This is a genomic window from Streptomyces sp. NRRL F-5123 (assembly GCF_000721495.1).
GTDB lineage: Bacteria > Actinomycetota > Actinomycetes > Streptomycetales > Streptomycetaceae > Actinacidiphila.
This window is the reverse complement of sequence record NZ_JOHY01000011.1, coordinates 51,236-66,268: the sequence shown is the minus strand read 5'-3', so window position 1 is coordinate 66,268 and position 15,033 is coordinate 51,236. Positions and strand designations below refer to the sequence as shown.

The following is a 15,033-nucleotide window of genomic DNA, read 5'->3' as shown; positions in this document are numbered from 1 at the left end:
GGCAGCCCGCCGCCGGGGCCGGCCATGTCCACCCGACACGTATGACCCACCACCAGCCGCCGCCCGCGGCGAGGAGCAGCCCCATGGACGTCATTTCCGTCATCCGCGCGAAGCGGGACCGCGCCCGGCTCAGCGACGAGCAGATCGACTGGGTCGTGGACGCGTACACCCGCGGCGCGGTCGCCGACGAGCAGATGTCCGCGCTCGCCATGGCGATCCTGCTCAACGGCATGGACCGCGCCGAGATCGCCCGCTGGACGGCCGCGATGATCGCCTCCGGCGAGCGCATGGACTTCTCCGCCCTCGACCGCCCGACCGCCGACAAGCACTCCACCGGCGGTGTCGGCGACAAGATCACCCTGCCGCTCGCCCCGCTGGTCGCCGCGTGCGGCGCCGCCGTGCCGCAGCTGTCCGGGCGCGGCCTCGGCCACACCGGCGGCACCCTCGACAAGCTGGAGTCGATCCCCGGCTGGCGCGCGGCGCTCAGCAACACCGAGATGCTGGACGTGCTGCGCGGCACGGGCGCGGTCATCTGCGCCGCGGGTGACGGTCTCGCGCCCGCCGACCGCAAGCTCTACGCGCTGCGGGACGTGACGGGCACGGTCGAGTCGATCCCGCTGATCGCCTCCTCCATCATGTCCAAGAAGATCGCCGAGGGTACCGGCTCCCTCGTGCTGGACGTCAAGGTCGGCTCCGGCGCCTTCATGAAGACCCTGGAGGACGCCCGCGAGCTGGCCGCCACCATGGTGGGCCTGGGCACCGACCACGGGGTGCGCACGGTCGCGCTGCTCACCGACATGTCCGTGCCGCTCGGCCTGACCGCGGGCAACGCCCTGGAGGTGCGCGAGTCGGTGGAGGTGCTCGCGGGCGGCGGCCCCGCCGACGTCGTCGACCTCACCCTCGCGCTGGCCCGCGACATGCTCGACGCCGCCGGGCTCCCCGACGCCGACCCCGCGAAGGCCCTCGCGGACGGCTCCGCGATGGACGTGTGGCGCCGCATGATCCGCGCCCAGGGCGGCGACCCCGACGCCCCGCTCCCCATCGCCGCCGAGCGGCACGTCGTCCCCGCCCCCGCCACGGGCGTGCTGACCGCCCTGGACGCCTACGCGGTGGGCGTCGCCGCCTGGCGCCTCGGCGCGGGCCGCGCCCGCAAGGAGGACGCCGTCCAGGCGGGCGCGGGCGTCGAGATCCACGCCAAGCCCGGGGCCCCGGTCCGCGCGGGCGAGCCGCTGCTGACCCTGCACACCGACACCCCCGAGCGCTTCGCGTACGCCCTGGAGGCCCTGGAGGGCGCGGTGACGGTCGCCCCCGAGGGCACGGACTTCACGCCGGGCCCGATCGTCCTGGACCGTATCGCCTGAATTCCCGTGTCAAGGGCGCCTGTTCTGCAACGAAGCGGAACCGGAACGCCGCCGTGTGACATCCTCTCTGCCAGTACGGCGCCGTGAACGGCACGCGCACAGCATCCACAACGGGGAGGAACGTAGACGTGGGTGAGTTCTCGGGCATAGACGCACCAGCCCTGCAGGGAATGACCGACTCCTTCAAGAAGGACAAGGACCACCTGCGGGACCGGGCCTCGTCCTACAAGTCGGCGTTCGAGGGACACGGGCTGGACACCTCGTCGCTGACCGAACTGGTCGGGATCTGCGGCTGGCTGGACGACCAGATGCCGATGCTGACGCGGCGCTACCACCTGGCGATCGCGGCGGACAAGCCGTACCCGGGCCAGAAGGGCATGGTCGAGATCGACGAGAGCATGGTCGGCACCACCGCCCAGTCGCAGAAGGACGGCAAGGCGCTCGCCGACCAGTTCGACAAGTCCCTCGACCACGGCGACCAACCGGGCGAGGACCTGTTCGCCGCGCTCAAGGCGCACTCGGACGATCCGGACTTCCTCAAGGCGTTCTACGACCAGCTCGGCCCGAAGCGGCTGGTGCAGCTCACGAACGAGCAGGCGGGGAGCCCCTACGACCGCTATGGCGACCATCCGGAGCAGGCCGCGGCCGACCGCGACATCCTCGCCAAGACCTTCGGCACCTACACCAAGGTGGCGTTCGAGGGGCAGACCGCGGCGCAGAAGCAGGCCAGTTGGAACAAGTGGTTCGACAACAGCCTGCGCGACAAACACGACACCTTCCGCGCGGACTACATCACCAGCCTGCTGCCCGGCGGCACGCAGGACAAGGACTTCCTCGTCGCCCTCGGTGACCGGGTCTGGAAGGAAGGGGACCCGCAGCACAGCGGCTCCCAGTTCATGGCCGGCGGGGGTGGCAAGGGCGTCTACGACAGCGACCACTACACGCAGCTTTTCAACGCCATCGCCGCCAACCCCGAGGCGTCCGGCGAGTTCATGGACCACAACTACGACAGCCTCCAGGTCGTCATGTACCCGCACGGCCCGTGGAACCTCGACCAGCCGCCCTCCCGCGCCCAGGCCTTCGCGGACATGCTCAAGTCCGGCACGATCGACCTGAAGTCCACCAACCGCCCGCTCGCCGAGAAGCTCACCGGGCGCATCCTGATGGACAACTACCGCCACATGAACGGCGACTCGAAGAGCATCCACACGTACAAGCCGATCGACGTCTACTACGGGAAACTGATCACCGCCAACTGGAGCGACATGGTCTACGGGATCACGTCGCCGACCGGCAACAAGCTGTGGGGCGCCGACGCCACGGCGGGCGGCTTCACCGAGAAGATGTCGCAATGGGACCAGAAGGCCTTCCTCGCCGGCCAGGACCCCAACCGGCCCGGCCTGGAGGTCGGCGCGCCGCTGTGGCAGGCGATGCTCAACGAGTCGTGCCGCGACCCCACGACCGCGGGGCAGATGAGCGCCCTGTTCGACTCCTTCCGGTCGCAGATCACCGACGAGGTGGGCAGCGCCGAGCGGGACACCGACGACCACGCGCAGGACTACCGCATGATGGAGAGCGGTCTGATGATGAAGGCCTACAGCGGGGCCTTCGAGTACGCCAAGCAATCCATGGCGGACGAAGCCACCCAGTGGGCCAATGACGTTAACGCGGCGCGTACGAAGATCATCGGGGATGCGACAAACCTGGCGGTCGGGGTGGCGACCGGCGGGACCACGGCCATCACCGAGCTGGGCACGGCGAAGGCCGGCGAGCTGGGCGGGGCGGCCACGGATCTTCTGGTGAACTTCATCGCCAGCGGGGTCTCCGTCAAGCCCGAGGAAGCCCCCGGCGGCCTCGCCGACAAGTACAAGAAGATCAACGACGCCCAGCTGGACACCAGTTGGCAGTACAACTACCAGCAGTTGGCGAATGCGCAGCTCCACCACGGTGGCTTCAGCTCCAAGGTGACCGAGCCGGTGACCATCCACCCGCGCGGCGGCAAGCCGGTCACGTACACCGGTGACCCGAAGGGCTACATCAAGGTGCCGGAGGACAACTTCCTGGACAAGAACGGGCAGGCCATCAATGTCGACGACATGACGCCGCGGCAGCGGACCGCGTACAGCAACTGGCTCATGGACCCCGCGATCGTCAACCTGGTGGATTCGCGCGGCTTCACCCAGCAGGAGCAGTTCCAGCACCTCCAGGAGTAGCCGGTCCCGGTACACGGACGAGCGCCGCCCGGAAGGTCAACGGGCGGCGCTCGGCGGTCTGTTCGGCTCAGGACTTCAGCGGTTCGATCTTCAGGGCGTCGAGGAAGGCCCGGAGGCTCTCGGCGGTGGCTCCGGTGTGGTCCACGATGCCCTTGCCATTACGGACCGGATAGTAGGTGACGCTGGCTGCCTCGTCCTGCCAGGCGCACTTGGTAGTGGTCACGTTGCGCGCGGAGATGTCGACGCACGGGATTTTGCCGTCCGCCTTGCCCGCGGGGTATTCGCGCACCCCGCTCAAATCATCGACGCCCAGCAGCTGTTTGGTGAAGCTGTCCGACCCGGGCCCGTGGTGCGTGCCGTCGTCCGAGACGTAGTCCGGCGGGTCCACCTCGACCGTGACCATCGCGCCCGTCCCGTCCGGGGCGGTGTACGTGATCCTCGCCCCGCCCTTCTTCAACGGGTCGAGGTTGTCGCCGCCGATGCGCTCCCACAACGAGTCGTCCGGCTTCGCCTGCGTGTACTCCCCGAACGCGGTCGGGATCACCGCCGTGTGCTTGACCGGCTTGTCGTCACCGCCGCCGGCGACCACGACCCAGGTCGTGATGCCGCCCGCGATGACGACGACGGCCGTCGCGATGCCGATGATCCGGTTGCGGCGCCGGCCGCGCTCGCGGTCGGGGACGGTGATGGGGGTGAAGGCGATGGGGTCGTCGGAACCGCGTTGCGTGCCCGCGCCCCCAGTGCCCGCCCTGTCCCCTGTGGCGTTGTCGGTCACGGCATCCTCCTGGGAAACGGCTGGCGCTATGATAAGCGTGACGCGTCAGCGTACGTACAGAACAGCTTCGGCAAACGGCGAGCAACACCGCTACGGGGGTAGTGACATGGGCGGACCAGCTCAGCAACAGGCGACGGTACCCAACCCGGCGATCTCCGACCTGAAGAGCCTCAAGTCCCGGCTCATGGGCGAGATGGGCACGCTCAACGACACGCTGAAGCAGACGAATTCCGACATGGGCGGCAAGAAGGTGTGGGTCGGCAAGGCCGCCGACACCTGGGCGTCGGACATCTCCGGGCGCCGCAGCCGGATCCAGACACTGCTGGGCAAGCTCGTGCCGATCATCGATGCCGAGATCAACAGCCTCCCGGAAAAGGTCACTCCGAACGAGGCGAAGCTCTACAACATGGACCGCTACCGCTACTGACCGCCCGGGAGCCCGAAGGCCGCAAGGCCCGAACCCCCGGCACCCGAACCCCGGCGCCCGGACGGCCGCGCTACGCGCGGAGAGCGCGGCCGAAACCCGACGCCAGCGGCATCCGCAGGCCCAGCGGCGGGGGAGCGGCGAGCGCGTCGGCCACCGGGCGGGCGTACGGGCGGTCCAGGAGCGAGCCGAGGACGAAGTCCGTGGCCAGCGCGAAGACCTCGGAGCGGTGCTGGTGCAGGCTGTGCCCGTCGGAGTGCACCTCGAAGCGGCACACCTCGCGGTTGATCTTCTTGGCGCGCTCCGCGAAGCGCAGGGACAGCTCGGGGTACGTCGACTCGTCCTGCGTGCCGTGCACGAGCAGCACCCGGCGCCCGGCCAGCTGCTTGACCGGCTCCGGCTCCGGGTCGTCCGGCAGCCACGGGGACAGGGCCACGACCGAGCCCACCGCCGGGTGCGCGGCGGCGTGCAGCGCGGCGCGCGCGCCCATGCCCATGCCGACCAGGCACACCGGCACGTCGCCGTAGCGCCGTACGGCCTCGCCCACGGCCCACTCGGCGTCCTCCGCGGGGTGCGCGTGGCCGCCGTTCCAGCCGCGGAAGCGGTAATGGACGACATGCGCCGCGACACCCTCTGCGGCCCCCGCCCGCACCAGGTGCCGGGCCAGCGGCCGGATCACCGCGGCGGCCAGCGGGGAGCGGCGCCGGGTGCTCAGGGCGTCACCGCCGGGCAGCGCGAGTACGACGGCGCGCACGGTGGCGCCGGTCGCGCCGCCGTCCGTCCCCTCGCCGCCCCGGGGCCCGCGGCCTGCGTGGTGCCCCCACCGGGGCGCCGGCACGAGCCCGGGCGCGACGGGGTTCCCCAGGCGTGCGCCACGCGCCGGTAATGCTTGTGAAGCCATGGCGCAACGATGGCAGACACCGGGGTGTGCGCAGTATGGCCGGGCGGAAAATATTTGCCCCGCCCGCCAATTCTACGCGCGTAGGGACTATCGTTTCCCCATGCAGAAGCCGAAACCCGGCGCTCCGTCCCGGGACCAGATCCGCCGTGCTCCGAAGGTGCTGCTCCACGACCACCTGGACGGCGGCCTGCGGCCCGGCACCATCGTCGACATCGCCCGTGCGACCGGCTACGACGGCCTTCCCGAGACCGACCCCGACAAGCTCGGGACGTGGTTCCGGCAGGCCGCCGACTCCGGCTCCCTCGAACGGTACCTGGAGACCTTCGCCCACACGTGCGCGGTGATGCAGACACGTGACGCACTGGTCCGCGTCGCCGCCGAATGCGCCGAGGATCTCGCCGCCGACGGCGTCGTCTACGCCGAGGTGCGCTACGCCCCCGAGCAGCACCTGGAAGGCGGTCTGACGCTCGACGAGGTCGTCGAGGCGGTCAACGCCGGCTTCCGGCAGGGGGAGAAGCGGGCCCGCGAGGCGGGCAACCGGATCCGCGTCGGCGCGCTGCTGACCGCGATGCGGCACGCCGCCCGCTCCCAGGAGATCGCCGAACTCGCCAACCGCTACCGCGACTCGGGCGTCGCCGGCTTCGACATCGCGGGCGCGGAGGCCGGTTACCCGCCCACCCGGCACCTGGACGCCTTCGACTACCTCAAGCGCGAGAACAACCACTTCACCATCCACGCGGGCGAGGCCTTCGGGCTCCCGTCGATCTGGCAGGCCCTCCAGTGGTGCGGCGCCGACCGGCTCGGCCACGGCGTCCGCATCATCGACGACATCGAGGCCGGCCCCGACGGGCAGGTCTCGCTGGGCCGGCTGGCCGCGTACGTACGCGACAAGCGCGTGCCGCTGGAGATGTGCCCGACGTCCAACCTCCAGACGGGCGCGGCCACGTCGTACGCGGAGCACCCCATCGGGCTGCTGCGGCGGCTGTACTTCCGCGTCACCGTCAACACGGACAACCGGCTGATGTCCGGGACGAGCATGAGCCGGGAGTTCGAGCACCTGGTCGAGGCGTTCGGCTACACGCTCGACGACATGCAGTGGTTCACCGTCAACGCGATGAAGTCGGCGTTCATCCCTTTCGATGAACGTCTCGCCATGATCAACGAGGTGATCAAGCCCGGTTACGCCGAGCTGAAGGCGGAGTGGCTCTTCGAGCCCGGCGGTCTCGACAGGCCGCTGGCCAGCGGTTCCGCGTCCCGCGAGGAGTGATCTCACCGGCGCTGCCCGGGTGTTCCGGCAGGCGGGCGGCGCGGCGCCGCACCGTTTGCACGCGGTGTGACCCCGTCGATACGTTCCGACGTCATGCAGACTCGAACCAAGAAGACCCTCGCGACCGGTGCGCTCGGACTCGCCTTCGCCGCCGCCGCGGCCGGCACGGCGAGCGCCACCGCCCCCGTCGTCCTCGGCAACCTGCCGGTCGGCTCCACGACGAACCTCGTCCCCGGCGCCGACGCCGCCCAGAACGCGCTGGCCAACGGTGCGTCCGCCCTGAACGGCACGTCCGCCCTGCCGGCCGGCTCACAGAACCTGCTCCCGTCCGGCAACCACCTCGACGGCAACCAGATCGCCCCCGTCGGCGGCCTGATCGGCGGCCTGCCGATCAGCGGCTGACCCCCTCCGCAGGGCCATGCCCCTGAGCACGCCCGCCCTGCAAGGGGGCAGCAAAACGGGCCCCCGGGCGGCATCCCCCTTGCCGCCCGGGGGCCCGTTCCCCCGTTTCCCCCGGTCCGGAAGACCGGCGAGCCGGTCAGGCCACCAGCTCGCCGAACACGTCCGACTCGTTCCGGCCGAACGCCAGCGCCTCGTCGTCGCGCAGGCGGCGCAGGGACCGCCAGATGCTGCTCTTGACCGTGCCGACGCTGATGCCGAGGATGTCGGCGATCTCCGGGTCGGTGCGGCCCTCGTAGTAGCGGAGCACCAGCATCGTGCGCTGCTGCTCGGGCAGCCGGGCGAGCGCCTGCCACAGGACGGCGCGCAGCTCGGTGCCGCCCATCTCGTCCGTGTCGCCGACCGTCTCCGGCAGCTCCTCGGTCGGGTACTCGTTGAGCTTGCGCCGCCGCCACGCGCTGATGTGCAGGTTGGTCATGGTGCGGCGCAGGTAGCCGCCGACCGCGGCCTTGTCGCTGATCCGGTCCCACGCCCGGTAGGTGGAGAACAGCGCGCTCTGCAGCAGGTCCTCCGCCGCGTAGCGGTCGCCGGTGAGGTGGTAGGCCGTCGCGTAGAGCGACGCGCGCCGTTCCTGGACGTACGCGGTGAACTCCGCGGCCGAGTCCTTGGACGGCTCCGCGGCCGCCCCGGCCGGCTCCAGCGGTGTGATGTAGGCGGGACGCTGCCGGACCACCGTCGTCGACGCGGAAGCGGGGACGCGTCCGGCGCCGCGGGCGTACCCCCGTCCGTTCGCGGCGCCGGACAGTTCGGTGGACCTGGCAGCGCGGTGCGTCGTCGCTCGCGGCGAGTGGACCGCGGCGGTCGCGGTAACCAGCAGTGCGTTCATGTCGCGCCCCCCTCAGTGGAACCTGCAGCCTTGCTCTCGGCGTCGCAGCCTGTGTGCCCTGCGCTCTCCCGATGTGGCTAAAGCCTGCCGGGCCAGTTTCATGGGGACGTCCGTCGAGTGTCACAGGCCCGTCACAGAGGTCCGCCGCCCCGTGACGCCGCACGCGGCGCGGGCGCGGGCCCGGGTGAAGGAGCTGGGGACGAGTTGTCCCCGAACTTCATGCCGCCGCCTGCGGTAGGCAACAATGTCACGGTGCCTTTCCTGTTGCTGATCGAGGATGACGACGCCATCCGCACCGGTCTCGAACTCGGCCTGTCCCGCCAGGGTCACCGCGTGGTGGCCGCTGCGACGGGCGAGGACGGCCTGAAGCTCCTCAAGGAGCAGCGTCCCGACCTGATCGTGCTCGACGTCATGCTGCCCGGAATCGACGGCTTCGAGGTCTGCCGCCGCATCCGCCGCACCGACCAGCTGCCGATCATCCTGCTGACCGCCCGCAGCGACGACATCGACGTCGTGGTGGGCCTGGAGTCGGGCGCGGACGACTACGTCATCAAGCCCGTGCAGCCGCGCGTGCTGGACGCCCGGATCCGCGCGGTGCTGCGCCGCGGCGAGCGCGACAGCACCGACTCCGCGGCCTTCGGCTCGATCGTGATCGACCGCAGCGCGATGACCGTCACCAAGGACGGCCGCGACCTCCAGCTCACCCCGACCGAGCTGCGGCTGCTGCTGGAGCTGAGCCGCCGGCCCGGGCAGGCGCTGTCCCGCCAGCAGCTGCTGCGGCTGGTGTGGGAGCACGACTACCTGGGCGACTCGCGCCTGGTGGACGCGTGCGTGCAGCGGCTGCGGGCCAAGATCGAGGACGTGCCCTCGTCGCCGGTCCTGATCCGTACCGTCCGCGGGGTCGGCTACCGCCTGGACACGCCGCAGTGACCTCGCGCCCCGCACGCTGGGGGAGTGGCATAGTGCGCTGGACGAGTCTGCGGCTGCGGCTGGTCGCCGTCTTCGCCGCGGTCGCACTGACCGCGGCGGTGTCGGTGTCCGGCATCGCGTACTGGCTCAACCGCGACGCCGTCCTCACCCGCGCGCAGAACAGCGCGCTCAACGACTTCCGCGACTCGCTGCAGCGCAATGCCGCCTCGCTGCCCGTCGCGCCCACGTGCCTGTCGCTCAAGGACGCCGCCTCCCGGATCGGCGGCGCGGACACCTACGAGGTCGTGCTGATCAGCAGGACCCAGGACGGCCAGGACTGCGCGGCGCCGTCCGACCGGGACGTCTTCACCCTCGACGACGTGCCGCCGACGCTGAGCACCGCCGTCAACATCCGGCATGTGAAGGACGACGGGAAGTACCACCTGCACTGGGAGCGCATATCGCTCCAGGGCCACCCCTACCTCGTCGCGGGCGCGCGGATCAACGGCGGCGGCCCGACCGGCTACATGCTCAAGTCGCTCGACGCCGAGCGCAAGGACCTCAACTCGCTGGCCTGGTCCCTCGGCATCGCCACGCTGCTCGCCCTCATCGGCTCCGCGCTGCTCGCGCAGGCCGCGGGCGCGGCGGTGCTGCGGCCGGTGCGGCGGCTCGGCGAGGCGGCGCGGGCGCTCGGCGAGGGCAGGCTCGACACCCGGCTGAAGGTCACCGGCACCGACGAGCTGGCCGAGATGTCGCAGACCTTCAACAGTGCGGCCGAGGCGCTGGAGAAGCGCGTCGAGGAGCTGAGCGCGCGCGAGTCGGCGAGCCGCCGCTTCGTCGCGGACATGTCGCACGAGCTGCGCACCCCGCTGACCGCGATCACGGCCGTCAGCGATGTGCTGGAGGACGAGGCGGACGCGCTGGACCCGATGATCGCCCCGGCCGTCCGGCTGGTCGTCAGCGAGACCCGGCGGCTGAACGAACTGGTGGAGACGCTGATGGAGGTCACCCGGTTCGACGCCGGAACGGCGAAGCTGCGGGTCGACGAGGTGGACGTCGGCGAGCAGGTCATGGCCTGCATGGACGCCCGCGCGTGGCTGGACTCCGTCGAGCTGGACGCGCCGCGCGGCGTCCTCGCGACCCTCGACCCGCGGCGGCTGGACGTGATCATGGCCAACCTGATCGGCAACGCGCTCAAGCACGGCGGCTCGCCGGTGAGGGTCACGATCGGCGAGGACGCGGGTGCGTCCGAGGACGTCGGCGGCGACATCGTCGTGGCCGTCTCCGACAACGGGCCCGGCATCCCCGAGGACGTCCTGCCGCACGTCTTCGACCGCTTCTACAAGGCCGACGCCTCCCGCCGCCGCTCCGAGGGCAGCGGCCTGGGCCTGTCCATCGCGATGGAGAACGCCCACATCCACGGCGGCGACATCACCGCCGCGAACCGCCCCGAGGGCGGCGCCGTCTTCACCCTGCGCCTGCCGCGCCGTCCGCGCGCGAACGGCGCGAACGGCGGCGGCCAGGCCGCGCAGCCGTACGACGCGGTGAACGGCGGGAACGGCGAGAACGGCGACGCCGGCTCGTCCGGCGAGGGCACGGCGGGGGGTGCGCAGCAGTGAGGCCCACCTCCCCCCGGCGCCCGCTCGTCGGCGTGCTGCTCGCCGCCACCCTGCTGCCGCTGCTCGGCGCGTGCGGCATCCGCTCCACCACCGTGCCGGTCGACGCCGGGCCCGCTCCCTCCCGGGTGTCCTGCCAGGCGCCCGCGCCGGAGAACTCGCCGGACGCCGTGGACGCGGCGGTCGTGCAGATCTACCTGGTGTGCGGAGGCCAGACCACCGCCGTACGGCGCACGCTCGTCGTACACCCGCAGGCCACGGGCCGCGTCGAGCAGGTCAACGAGCTCGTCCGGCAGCTCCAGCGCCCCCTGCTGGGCGAGGAGACGAAGGCAGGCTTCTCCACCGCCGTCCCGCCCACCCTCCAGATCCTCGGCCCCGAGCCCGGCGACCCCGCCGACGCGCTGCGCCTGAGCCAGCCCGTCGGGGACCTGCCCTCCTTCGCGCTGGCCCAGATCGTCTGCACGGTGGCCGGGAGCCCGCTGGCCTCCCGGGGCGGGACGCTCGTGCTCGGCGGCCCGGAGAAGGACCAGCGCCCCCGCGAGTACGGGTGCACGGACGACCTGCTGACCCGCCCCGACGCCCCGGGCCGCGAGGGCACGGACGTGACCTGACCTGACCCGCCGGGGGAGGCCCCGGTCCGTGCGCGCCGCGGGTTCGTACGGCCGGGACCCGGCGCCTACCGCGCATTCGGGCCGTACGCGCGTACGCCGGGCGCGTCCGGCGGGCGACCAGGGGCGCAGCGCCTCCGTACCGGCGGCGTGCGGGCCGTCACACCCACCGGACGGGAACCGTCCGCCCGCGGCGCGCGTCTTGGGCGGTGTGCAGCACGAAGGCTCCATGTACCGGGTGCGCGCCGCCGGCCTCCTGCTGACGGCGGCCTACCTCTCGTTCACCGGGTGGCTGCTGCTGCGACCGCACTACGTGACGTGGGTGCCCTCGCCGAACCTGCGCCCGTTCGACACCATCCGCGACGACCTGCGGCTCCCGCCCGTCGACGCCGCCCGCCACCTGCTGGCCGGGCTCGGCCTGCTCGCCCCGCTCGGGTTCCTGCTCCCGATGGCCGGCGGCCGCCTGGAGAGCTCGGGCGTCGCGTCCTTCGTCCGCACGGTCTTCGCGGGGCTCATGGTCTCGCTGTCGGTGGAGTTCACCCAGACCATGGTCCCGGGCCAGCTCTTCGACGTCGACGCGCTGATCCTCAACACGGCGGGCGTGGCCCTGGCCCATCTGCTCGTCGTCCCCGCCGCCCGCCGCCACCTCCGCCGCCGTCGCCGGACGGCACCCCCACCACCCCCGCCGGGTGCCCCGGCCTCGCTGACGCCTACGGGCGTCGGGGCGCCGTAGCCGCTTCCCACGTGTGGAGCCCGGTGTGGGCGGCGAAGTGGCCGCAGGCCTCGCGGTGGGGGGAGCTGCGCGTGCAGTCGGGGCGCAGCCAGTAGGTGGCGGGCGGCTCGCCCTCGGCCCAGCGCGTCCAGAGGGCGCCGAGCGCCGGGGCGGCGAAGTCGTCGTAGAGGACGGCGAAGTGCTCGCCGCGCGGGTGCGCTTCGAGCGCGCACACCAGCTCGTCGGCGACCCGCTGCCGGTCGACGTCCGGGTGCGCCTCCAGCAGCGCACTGCGCAGGCCGGGCGGAAGCAGGGTGACGGCCTCGCACAGCCCCGCCGTGTCCGTGCCGCTCACCGCGCCACCTCGCCCCACACGGACTTGCCCGTGGCCCCGAGCACGATCCCCCACCGCTGAGCGGTGCACAGCTCGACGAGGCGCAGTCCGCGTCCGCGTACGTCCTCGCCGCCGGCCGGGTCGGGCACCCGGGGGAGCCGCCCGCTGTCGGCGTCCAGGACCTCGATGCGCACACCGCCCTTGCCGGGCAGCCGCCGGAAGCACGTGCCGACCGTGCGGTCGGGGTTGTCCGCGTGCTCGATCGCGTTGGTCAGCAGCTCCGAGAGCACGAGGGCGGAGTCGTCCGCGAGGTCCGCGAGGTCCCAGCGGCCCAGCGTCTCCCGCAGCGTCCGCCGCGCCTGCCCGACGCAGGTGGGCGTCTGCGCCCACCGGTGGGCCACCGTGTCCCCGGCCCCGGGCGGGGCCGTTCCCGGCGAGGCCGGGGATGTCGTCTCGTGCATGGCTGGAACCCATCTCTCCCTGTGCGGTCTGGCGGGACGCGCGCCCGCGTGCCCGCCGCACAAGGCCTTTTGTCAGAGGCACATGCAGATCAGGCATTTCCGGGCGTGTCGGTGCCTCTCCGTAGCAGAATCGCTACCGACGCGTTCAGACTGACCCAGCGTCAGGGACGCGTTCAACTTGTCGTTTTCGCACGGAAAGTTGGTGAGGCCCCTGTGAATCGCAAGGAGTTGGACCCGGGAAGATCACCTCGAACCCAGTTCGGCGTACAACTGCGCACGTCACGGGAGCAGCGAGGCTGGACGCAAGATGAGCTGGCCGCGGAGATGGGATACACCGGCTCCCACGTCTCGGCCGTGGAAACTGCTCGCAAACTGCCAACCTTGCGCTTTTCGACAAGTTCGGATCGCGCATTGGGGACGGGCGACAAATTCGAACGCCTGTGGCGGGAAATGCGCAACGGTGCGCTGCTGGACGGCTTCCCGGAGTACGTGGGGTACGAGGGGCGGGCAACGGAGATCCGGCTCTACGACATCGGGATCATGCCTGGCCTGCTGCAAACACCGGAGTATGCGCGGGCGGTGGCGGAGAGCAACGTGCGGCGTGAGGCAATCACCGCCGAGCACGCCGACGAACGCGTAGCGTTCCTGGCTCAGCGGCAGGCGGCGCTGGTGCACCTCCACCCGCCGATGATGTTCGTTGTGATGGACGAGAGTTGCGTCCGGCAATGCGTCGGCGGCCCGGAGGTCATGGCGTCCCAGCTCGACCGGCTGGTCGAGTTCGCTGCTAGGCCCACCACCATGCTCCAGGTCGCTCCGTTCAGCATCGGCGAGCGACGCTGCTTCCGCCTGCCGGTCAACCTCCTCACGCTCTCGGACAGATCGGTCATCTCCTACTCCGAGTCCCAGTTTCAAGGCCATCTGGACCGCGAACCGGCGACGGTGCTGCCGTTGCTGATGACCTACCATCAGCTACAGGCCGAAGCGCTGTCGCAGGCGGACAGCGTGGCCATGATCAATGAGATTCGAAAGGGCCTCTCGTGACGACCACGAACGACTCACTGCGCTGGTTCAAGTCCTCGTACAGCGACAACGGGGGCAACTGCGTCGAGGTCGCGGTGAACGTGCCCGGCACCGTCCCCGTCCGGGACTCCAAAAACACGTCCGGCCCCGCCCTCGCGTTCACGCCCACCGCGTGGACGTCCTTCGTGGCGGCCGTGCGGAGCGGCGACATCCCCGGCGTGTGAGTCACCCCGAAGGCCCCGCGGTCACGTCGACCTCGCGGGGTCTTTCGGCGTGCCCGGCGACGCGGAACAATCACCCACGGAACGGCGCTTCGTGACGACGAAAGGACCCTCCGTGATGAGTCCCGCTCCCCGTTGGTTCACGTCCTCGTACAGTGAGAACGGCGGTTCCTGCGTCGAGGTCGCGGTGAACGTCCCCAACACCGTCCCCGTCCGGGACTCGAAGGACGCGTCCGGCCCCGCCCTGGAGTTCACGCCCGCCGCGTGGACGTCCTTCGTCACCGCCGTGCGCAACGGCGAACTGCCCACCGTCTGACGGCGAACCGCCGAGAGGGAATCCGTATGCGCTACTACGACCACCCCGGCGACGAGGAGAAACTCGCTCCGGCGGCGATCCTGGAGTTCTCCGACGATCTCCGCGTGGCGGACATGGCCCCCCTGCACGACTTCCTCGTGGCGCGGTTCGGCGAGGTCGCCGCGCGTCAGCCCGAGGGCACGGAGGCGCGGTGGGCCGCCGACTGTCTCGTCGAGGTCGTCGCCGCCGCGGGGCGTGATCTGTGCGACCTCGCGAGCACGTGGGAACTGGAGATCCTGGAGGGGGACATCCACGAGCCCGGGCTCGTGCAGCACGTGCGCAACTGTCTCCAGCGGGACTGGGACCGCCTGGTGGAGCTGGCCCTGCGCTTCGCCGACCACCCCGACTACCTCCCCCGCTGGCGCCTCCTGCGCTACTGCTGCGTCGAGCACGCCGAGTTCGTCGAGACGGCCATGGGCGACGCGGCGGACGCCGGCATCCTCCACGCGCCGGGCGCCACGGCGAACGGCGAGGACGCCGGGCCCACAGCCTGACCCTGGAACCTGCCGCCGTTGCGGCCGCGATGCCCGTTCTCGCCGGACATGGTGCTTTCGAGCATTACGTACGGAAA

Annotated in this window: 18 protein-coding genes; 13 read left to right on the top strand and 5 right to left on the bottom strand. The window is 71.4% G+C overall.

The annotated features are described in order from the left end of the window. The first annotated feature begins 83 nt into the window (after nucleotides 1-83). Both IH54_RS0113135 and IH54_RS0113130 read left to right on the top strand, forming a co-directional pair. Nucleotides 84-1,361: a thymidine phosphorylase gene (locus IH54_RS0113135; protein ID WP_031516203.1), complete on the top strand. Its 1,278-nt coding sequence runs from the start codon at nucleotides 84-86 to the stop codon at nucleotides 1,359-1,361. Between the two features lie 128 nt (nucleotides 1,362-1,489). Beyond that, nucleotides 1,490-3,574 (top strand): hypothetical protein, encoded by a 2,085-nt coding sequence (locus IH54_RS0113130; protein WP_159011817.1) that lies wholly within the window; start codon nucleotides 1,490-1,492, stop codon nucleotides 3,572-3,574. A 67-nt stretch (nucleotides 3,575-3,641) separates the two neighbouring features. Here IH54_RS0113130 and IH54_RS0113125 read toward each other — a convergent pair whose 3' ends face one another. Continuing rightward, nucleotides 3,642-4,349: a hypothetical protein gene (locus IH54_RS0113125; RefSeq protein WP_031516201.1), complete on the bottom strand. Its 708-nt coding sequence runs from the start codon at nucleotides 4,347-4,349 to the stop codon at nucleotides 3,642-3,644. A gap of 106 nt (nucleotides 4,350-4,455) precedes the next feature. Here IH54_RS0113125 and IH54_RS0113120 point away from each other — a divergent pair, with 106 nt between their 5' ends. Further along, complete coding sequence (locus tag IH54_RS0113120; RefSeq protein WP_052397383.1) at nucleotides 4,456-4,776, top strand: hypothetical protein; 321 nt, start codon at nucleotides 4,456-4,458, stop codon at nucleotides 4,774-4,776. A 70-nt stretch (nucleotides 4,777-4,846) separates the two neighbouring features. On the opposite strand, the gene IH54_RS0113115 is transcribed toward IH54_RS0113120, so the two are convergent. Then, nucleotides 4,847-5,674, bottom strand: coding sequence for a hypothetical protein (locus IH54_RS0113115; protein ID WP_031516199.1), 828 nt, complete (start codon nucleotides 5,672-5,674; stop codon nucleotides 4,847-4,849). Nucleotides 5,675-5,774: 100 nt separating this feature from the next. On the opposite strand from IH54_RS0113115, the gene IH54_RS0113110 reads away from it, so the two are divergent. Together IH54_RS0113110 and IH54_RS0113105 are read left to right on the top strand one after the other, a co-directional pair. Then, nucleotides 5,775-6,941 (top strand): adenosine deaminase, encoded by a 1,167-nt coding sequence (locus tag IH54_RS0113110; RefSeq protein ID WP_031516197.1) that lies wholly within the window; start codon nucleotides 5,775-5,777, stop codon nucleotides 6,939-6,941. Nucleotides 6,942-7,034: 93 nt separating this feature from the next. Beyond that, a complete protein-coding gene (locus IH54_RS0113105) occupies nucleotides 7,035-7,343 on the top strand; it encodes a hypothetical protein (protein ID WP_031516195.1) in 309 nt (102 codons plus the stop codon). A gap of 136 nt (nucleotides 7,344-7,479) precedes the next feature. Here IH54_RS0113105 and IH54_RS0113100 read toward each other — a convergent pair whose 3' ends face one another. After that, on the bottom strand, nucleotides 7,480-8,226 hold the full coding sequence (locus IH54_RS0113100) for a SigE family RNA polymerase sigma factor (RefSeq protein ID WP_031516193.1): 747 nt from the start codon (nucleotides 8,224-8,226) through the stop codon (nucleotides 7,480-7,482). A gap of 252 nt (nucleotides 8,227-8,478) precedes the next feature. On the opposite strand from IH54_RS0113100, the gene IH54_RS0113095 reads away from it, so the two are divergent. The 4 genes from IH54_RS0113095 to IH54_RS0113080 all read left to right on the top strand — a co-directional run bounded on the left by IH54_RS0113095 (nucleotide 8,479) and on the right by IH54_RS0113080 (nucleotide 12,092). After that, nucleotides 8,479-9,156, top strand: coding sequence for a response regulator transcription factor (locus tag IH54_RS0113095; protein WP_199923381.1), 678 nt, complete (start codon nucleotides 8,479-8,481; stop codon nucleotides 9,154-9,156). A 32-nt stretch (nucleotides 9,157-9,188) separates the two neighbouring features. Then, nucleotides 9,189-10,754, top strand: coding sequence for an ATP-binding protein (locus tag IH54_RS0113090; protein WP_420711741.1), 1,566 nt, complete (start codon nucleotides 9,189-9,191; stop codon nucleotides 10,752-10,754). Continuing rightward, nucleotides 10,751-11,362 carry a hypothetical protein gene (locus tag IH54_RS0113085; RefSeq protein WP_043180771.1) on the top strand — a complete coding sequence of 204 codons (612 nt, stop codon included), beginning with the start codon at nucleotides 10,751-10,753 and terminating at the stop codon, nucleotides 11,360-11,362. Before IH54_RS0113090 ends, IH54_RS0113085 begins: the two co-directional genes overlap by 4 nt. Before the next feature lie 226 nt (nucleotides 11,363-11,588). Next, nucleotides 11,589-12,092, top strand: a complete 504-nt coding sequence (locus tag IH54_RS0113080; protein WP_043180730.1) for a VanZ family protein — start codon at nucleotides 11,589-11,591, stop codon at nucleotides 12,090-12,092. Here IH54_RS0113080 and IH54_RS0113075 read toward each other — a convergent pair. Both IH54_RS0113075 and IH54_RS39655 read right to left on the bottom strand, forming a co-directional pair. After that, entirely contained in the window at nucleotides 12,070-12,426 is a 357-nt protein-coding gene (locus IH54_RS0113075) for a hypothetical protein (RefSeq protein WP_031516183.1), read from the bottom strand. The two genes, IH54_RS0113080 and IH54_RS0113075, sit on opposite strands and share 23 nt — an antisense overlap. Then, nucleotides 12,423-12,866 (bottom strand): ATP-binding protein, encoded by a 444-nt coding sequence (locus IH54_RS39655; protein WP_052397381.1) that lies wholly within the window; start codon nucleotides 12,864-12,866, stop codon nucleotides 12,423-12,425. Before IH54_RS39655 ends, IH54_RS0113075 begins: the two co-directional genes overlap by 4 nt. Nucleotides 12,867-13,079: 213 nt before the next feature. Here IH54_RS39655 and IH54_RS0113065 point away from each other — a divergent pair, with 213 nt between their 5' ends. The 4 genes from IH54_RS0113065 (at nucleotide 13,080) to IH54_RS0113050 (ending at nucleotide 14,956) form a co-directional block, all read left to right on the top strand. Then, on the top strand, nucleotides 13,080-13,907 hold the full coding sequence (locus IH54_RS0113065) for a helix-turn-helix domain-containing protein (protein ID WP_031516179.1): 828 nt from the start codon (nucleotides 13,080-13,082) through the stop codon (nucleotides 13,905-13,907). Then, on the top strand, nucleotides 13,904-14,110 hold the full coding sequence (locus tag IH54_RS0113060) for a DUF397 domain-containing protein (RefSeq protein WP_031516177.1): 207 nt from the start codon (nucleotides 13,904-13,906) through the stop codon (nucleotides 14,108-14,110). The genes IH54_RS0113065 and IH54_RS0113060 overlap by 4 nt, the downstream gene beginning before the upstream one ends. A gap of 115 nt (nucleotides 14,111-14,225) precedes the next feature. Beyond that, nucleotides 14,226-14,423: a DUF397 domain-containing protein gene (locus IH54_RS0113055; protein WP_031516176.1), complete on the top strand. Its 198-nt coding sequence runs from the start codon at nucleotides 14,226-14,228 to the stop codon at nucleotides 14,421-14,423. Between the two features lie 26 nt (nucleotides 14,424-14,449). Next, nucleotides 14,450-14,956: a hypothetical protein gene (locus tag IH54_RS0113050; protein ID WP_031516173.1), complete on the top strand. Its 507-nt coding sequence runs from the start codon at nucleotides 14,450-14,452 to the stop codon at nucleotides 14,954-14,956. Nucleotides 14,957-15,033 lie beyond the last annotated feature (77 nt).

What these genes read in the sequence shown, in the direction of transcription:
- IH54_RS0113055 (WP_031516176.1), top strand. Translation starts at nt 14,226, where the DNA reads ATGAGTCCCGCTCCCCGTTGGTTCACGTCCTCGTACAGTGAGAACGGC.
- IH54_RS0113050 (WP_031516173.1), top strand. Translation starts at nt 14,450, where the DNA reads ATGCGCTACTACGACCACCCCGGCGACGAGGAGAAACTCGCTCCGGCG.
- IH54_RS39655 (WP_052397381.1), bottom strand. Translation starts at nt 12,866, where the DNA reads ATGCACGAGACGACATCCCCGGCCTCGCCGGGAACGGCCCCGCCCGGG.
- IH54_RS0113080 (WP_043180730.1), top strand. Translation starts at nt 11,589, where the DNA reads ATGTACCGGGTGCGCGCCGCCGGCCTCCTGCTGACGGCGGCCTACCTC.
- IH54_RS0113120 (WP_052397383.1), top strand. Translation starts at nt 4,456, where the DNA reads ATGGGCGGACCAGCTCAGCAACAGGCGACGGTACCCAACCCGGCGATC.
- IH54_RS0113110 (WP_031516197.1), top strand. Translation starts at nt 5,775, where the DNA reads ATGCAGAAGCCGAAACCCGGCGCTCCGTCCCGGGACCAGATCCGCCGT.
- IH54_RS0113115 (WP_031516199.1), bottom strand. Translation starts at nt 5,674, where the DNA reads ATGGCTTCACAAGCATTACCGGCGCGTGGCGCACGCCTGGGGAACCCC.
- IH54_RS0113100 (WP_031516193.1), bottom strand. Translation starts at nt 8,226, where the DNA reads ATGAACGCACTGCTGGTTACCGCGACCGCCGCGGTCCACTCGCCGCGA.
- IH54_RS0113105 (WP_031516195.1), top strand. Translation starts at nt 7,035, where the DNA reads ATGCAGACTCGAACCAAGAAGACCCTCGCGACCGGTGCGCTCGGACTC.
- IH54_RS0113135 (WP_031516203.1), top strand. Translation starts at nt 84, where the DNA reads ATGGACGTCATTTCCGTCATCCGCGCGAAGCGGGACCGCGCCCGGCTC.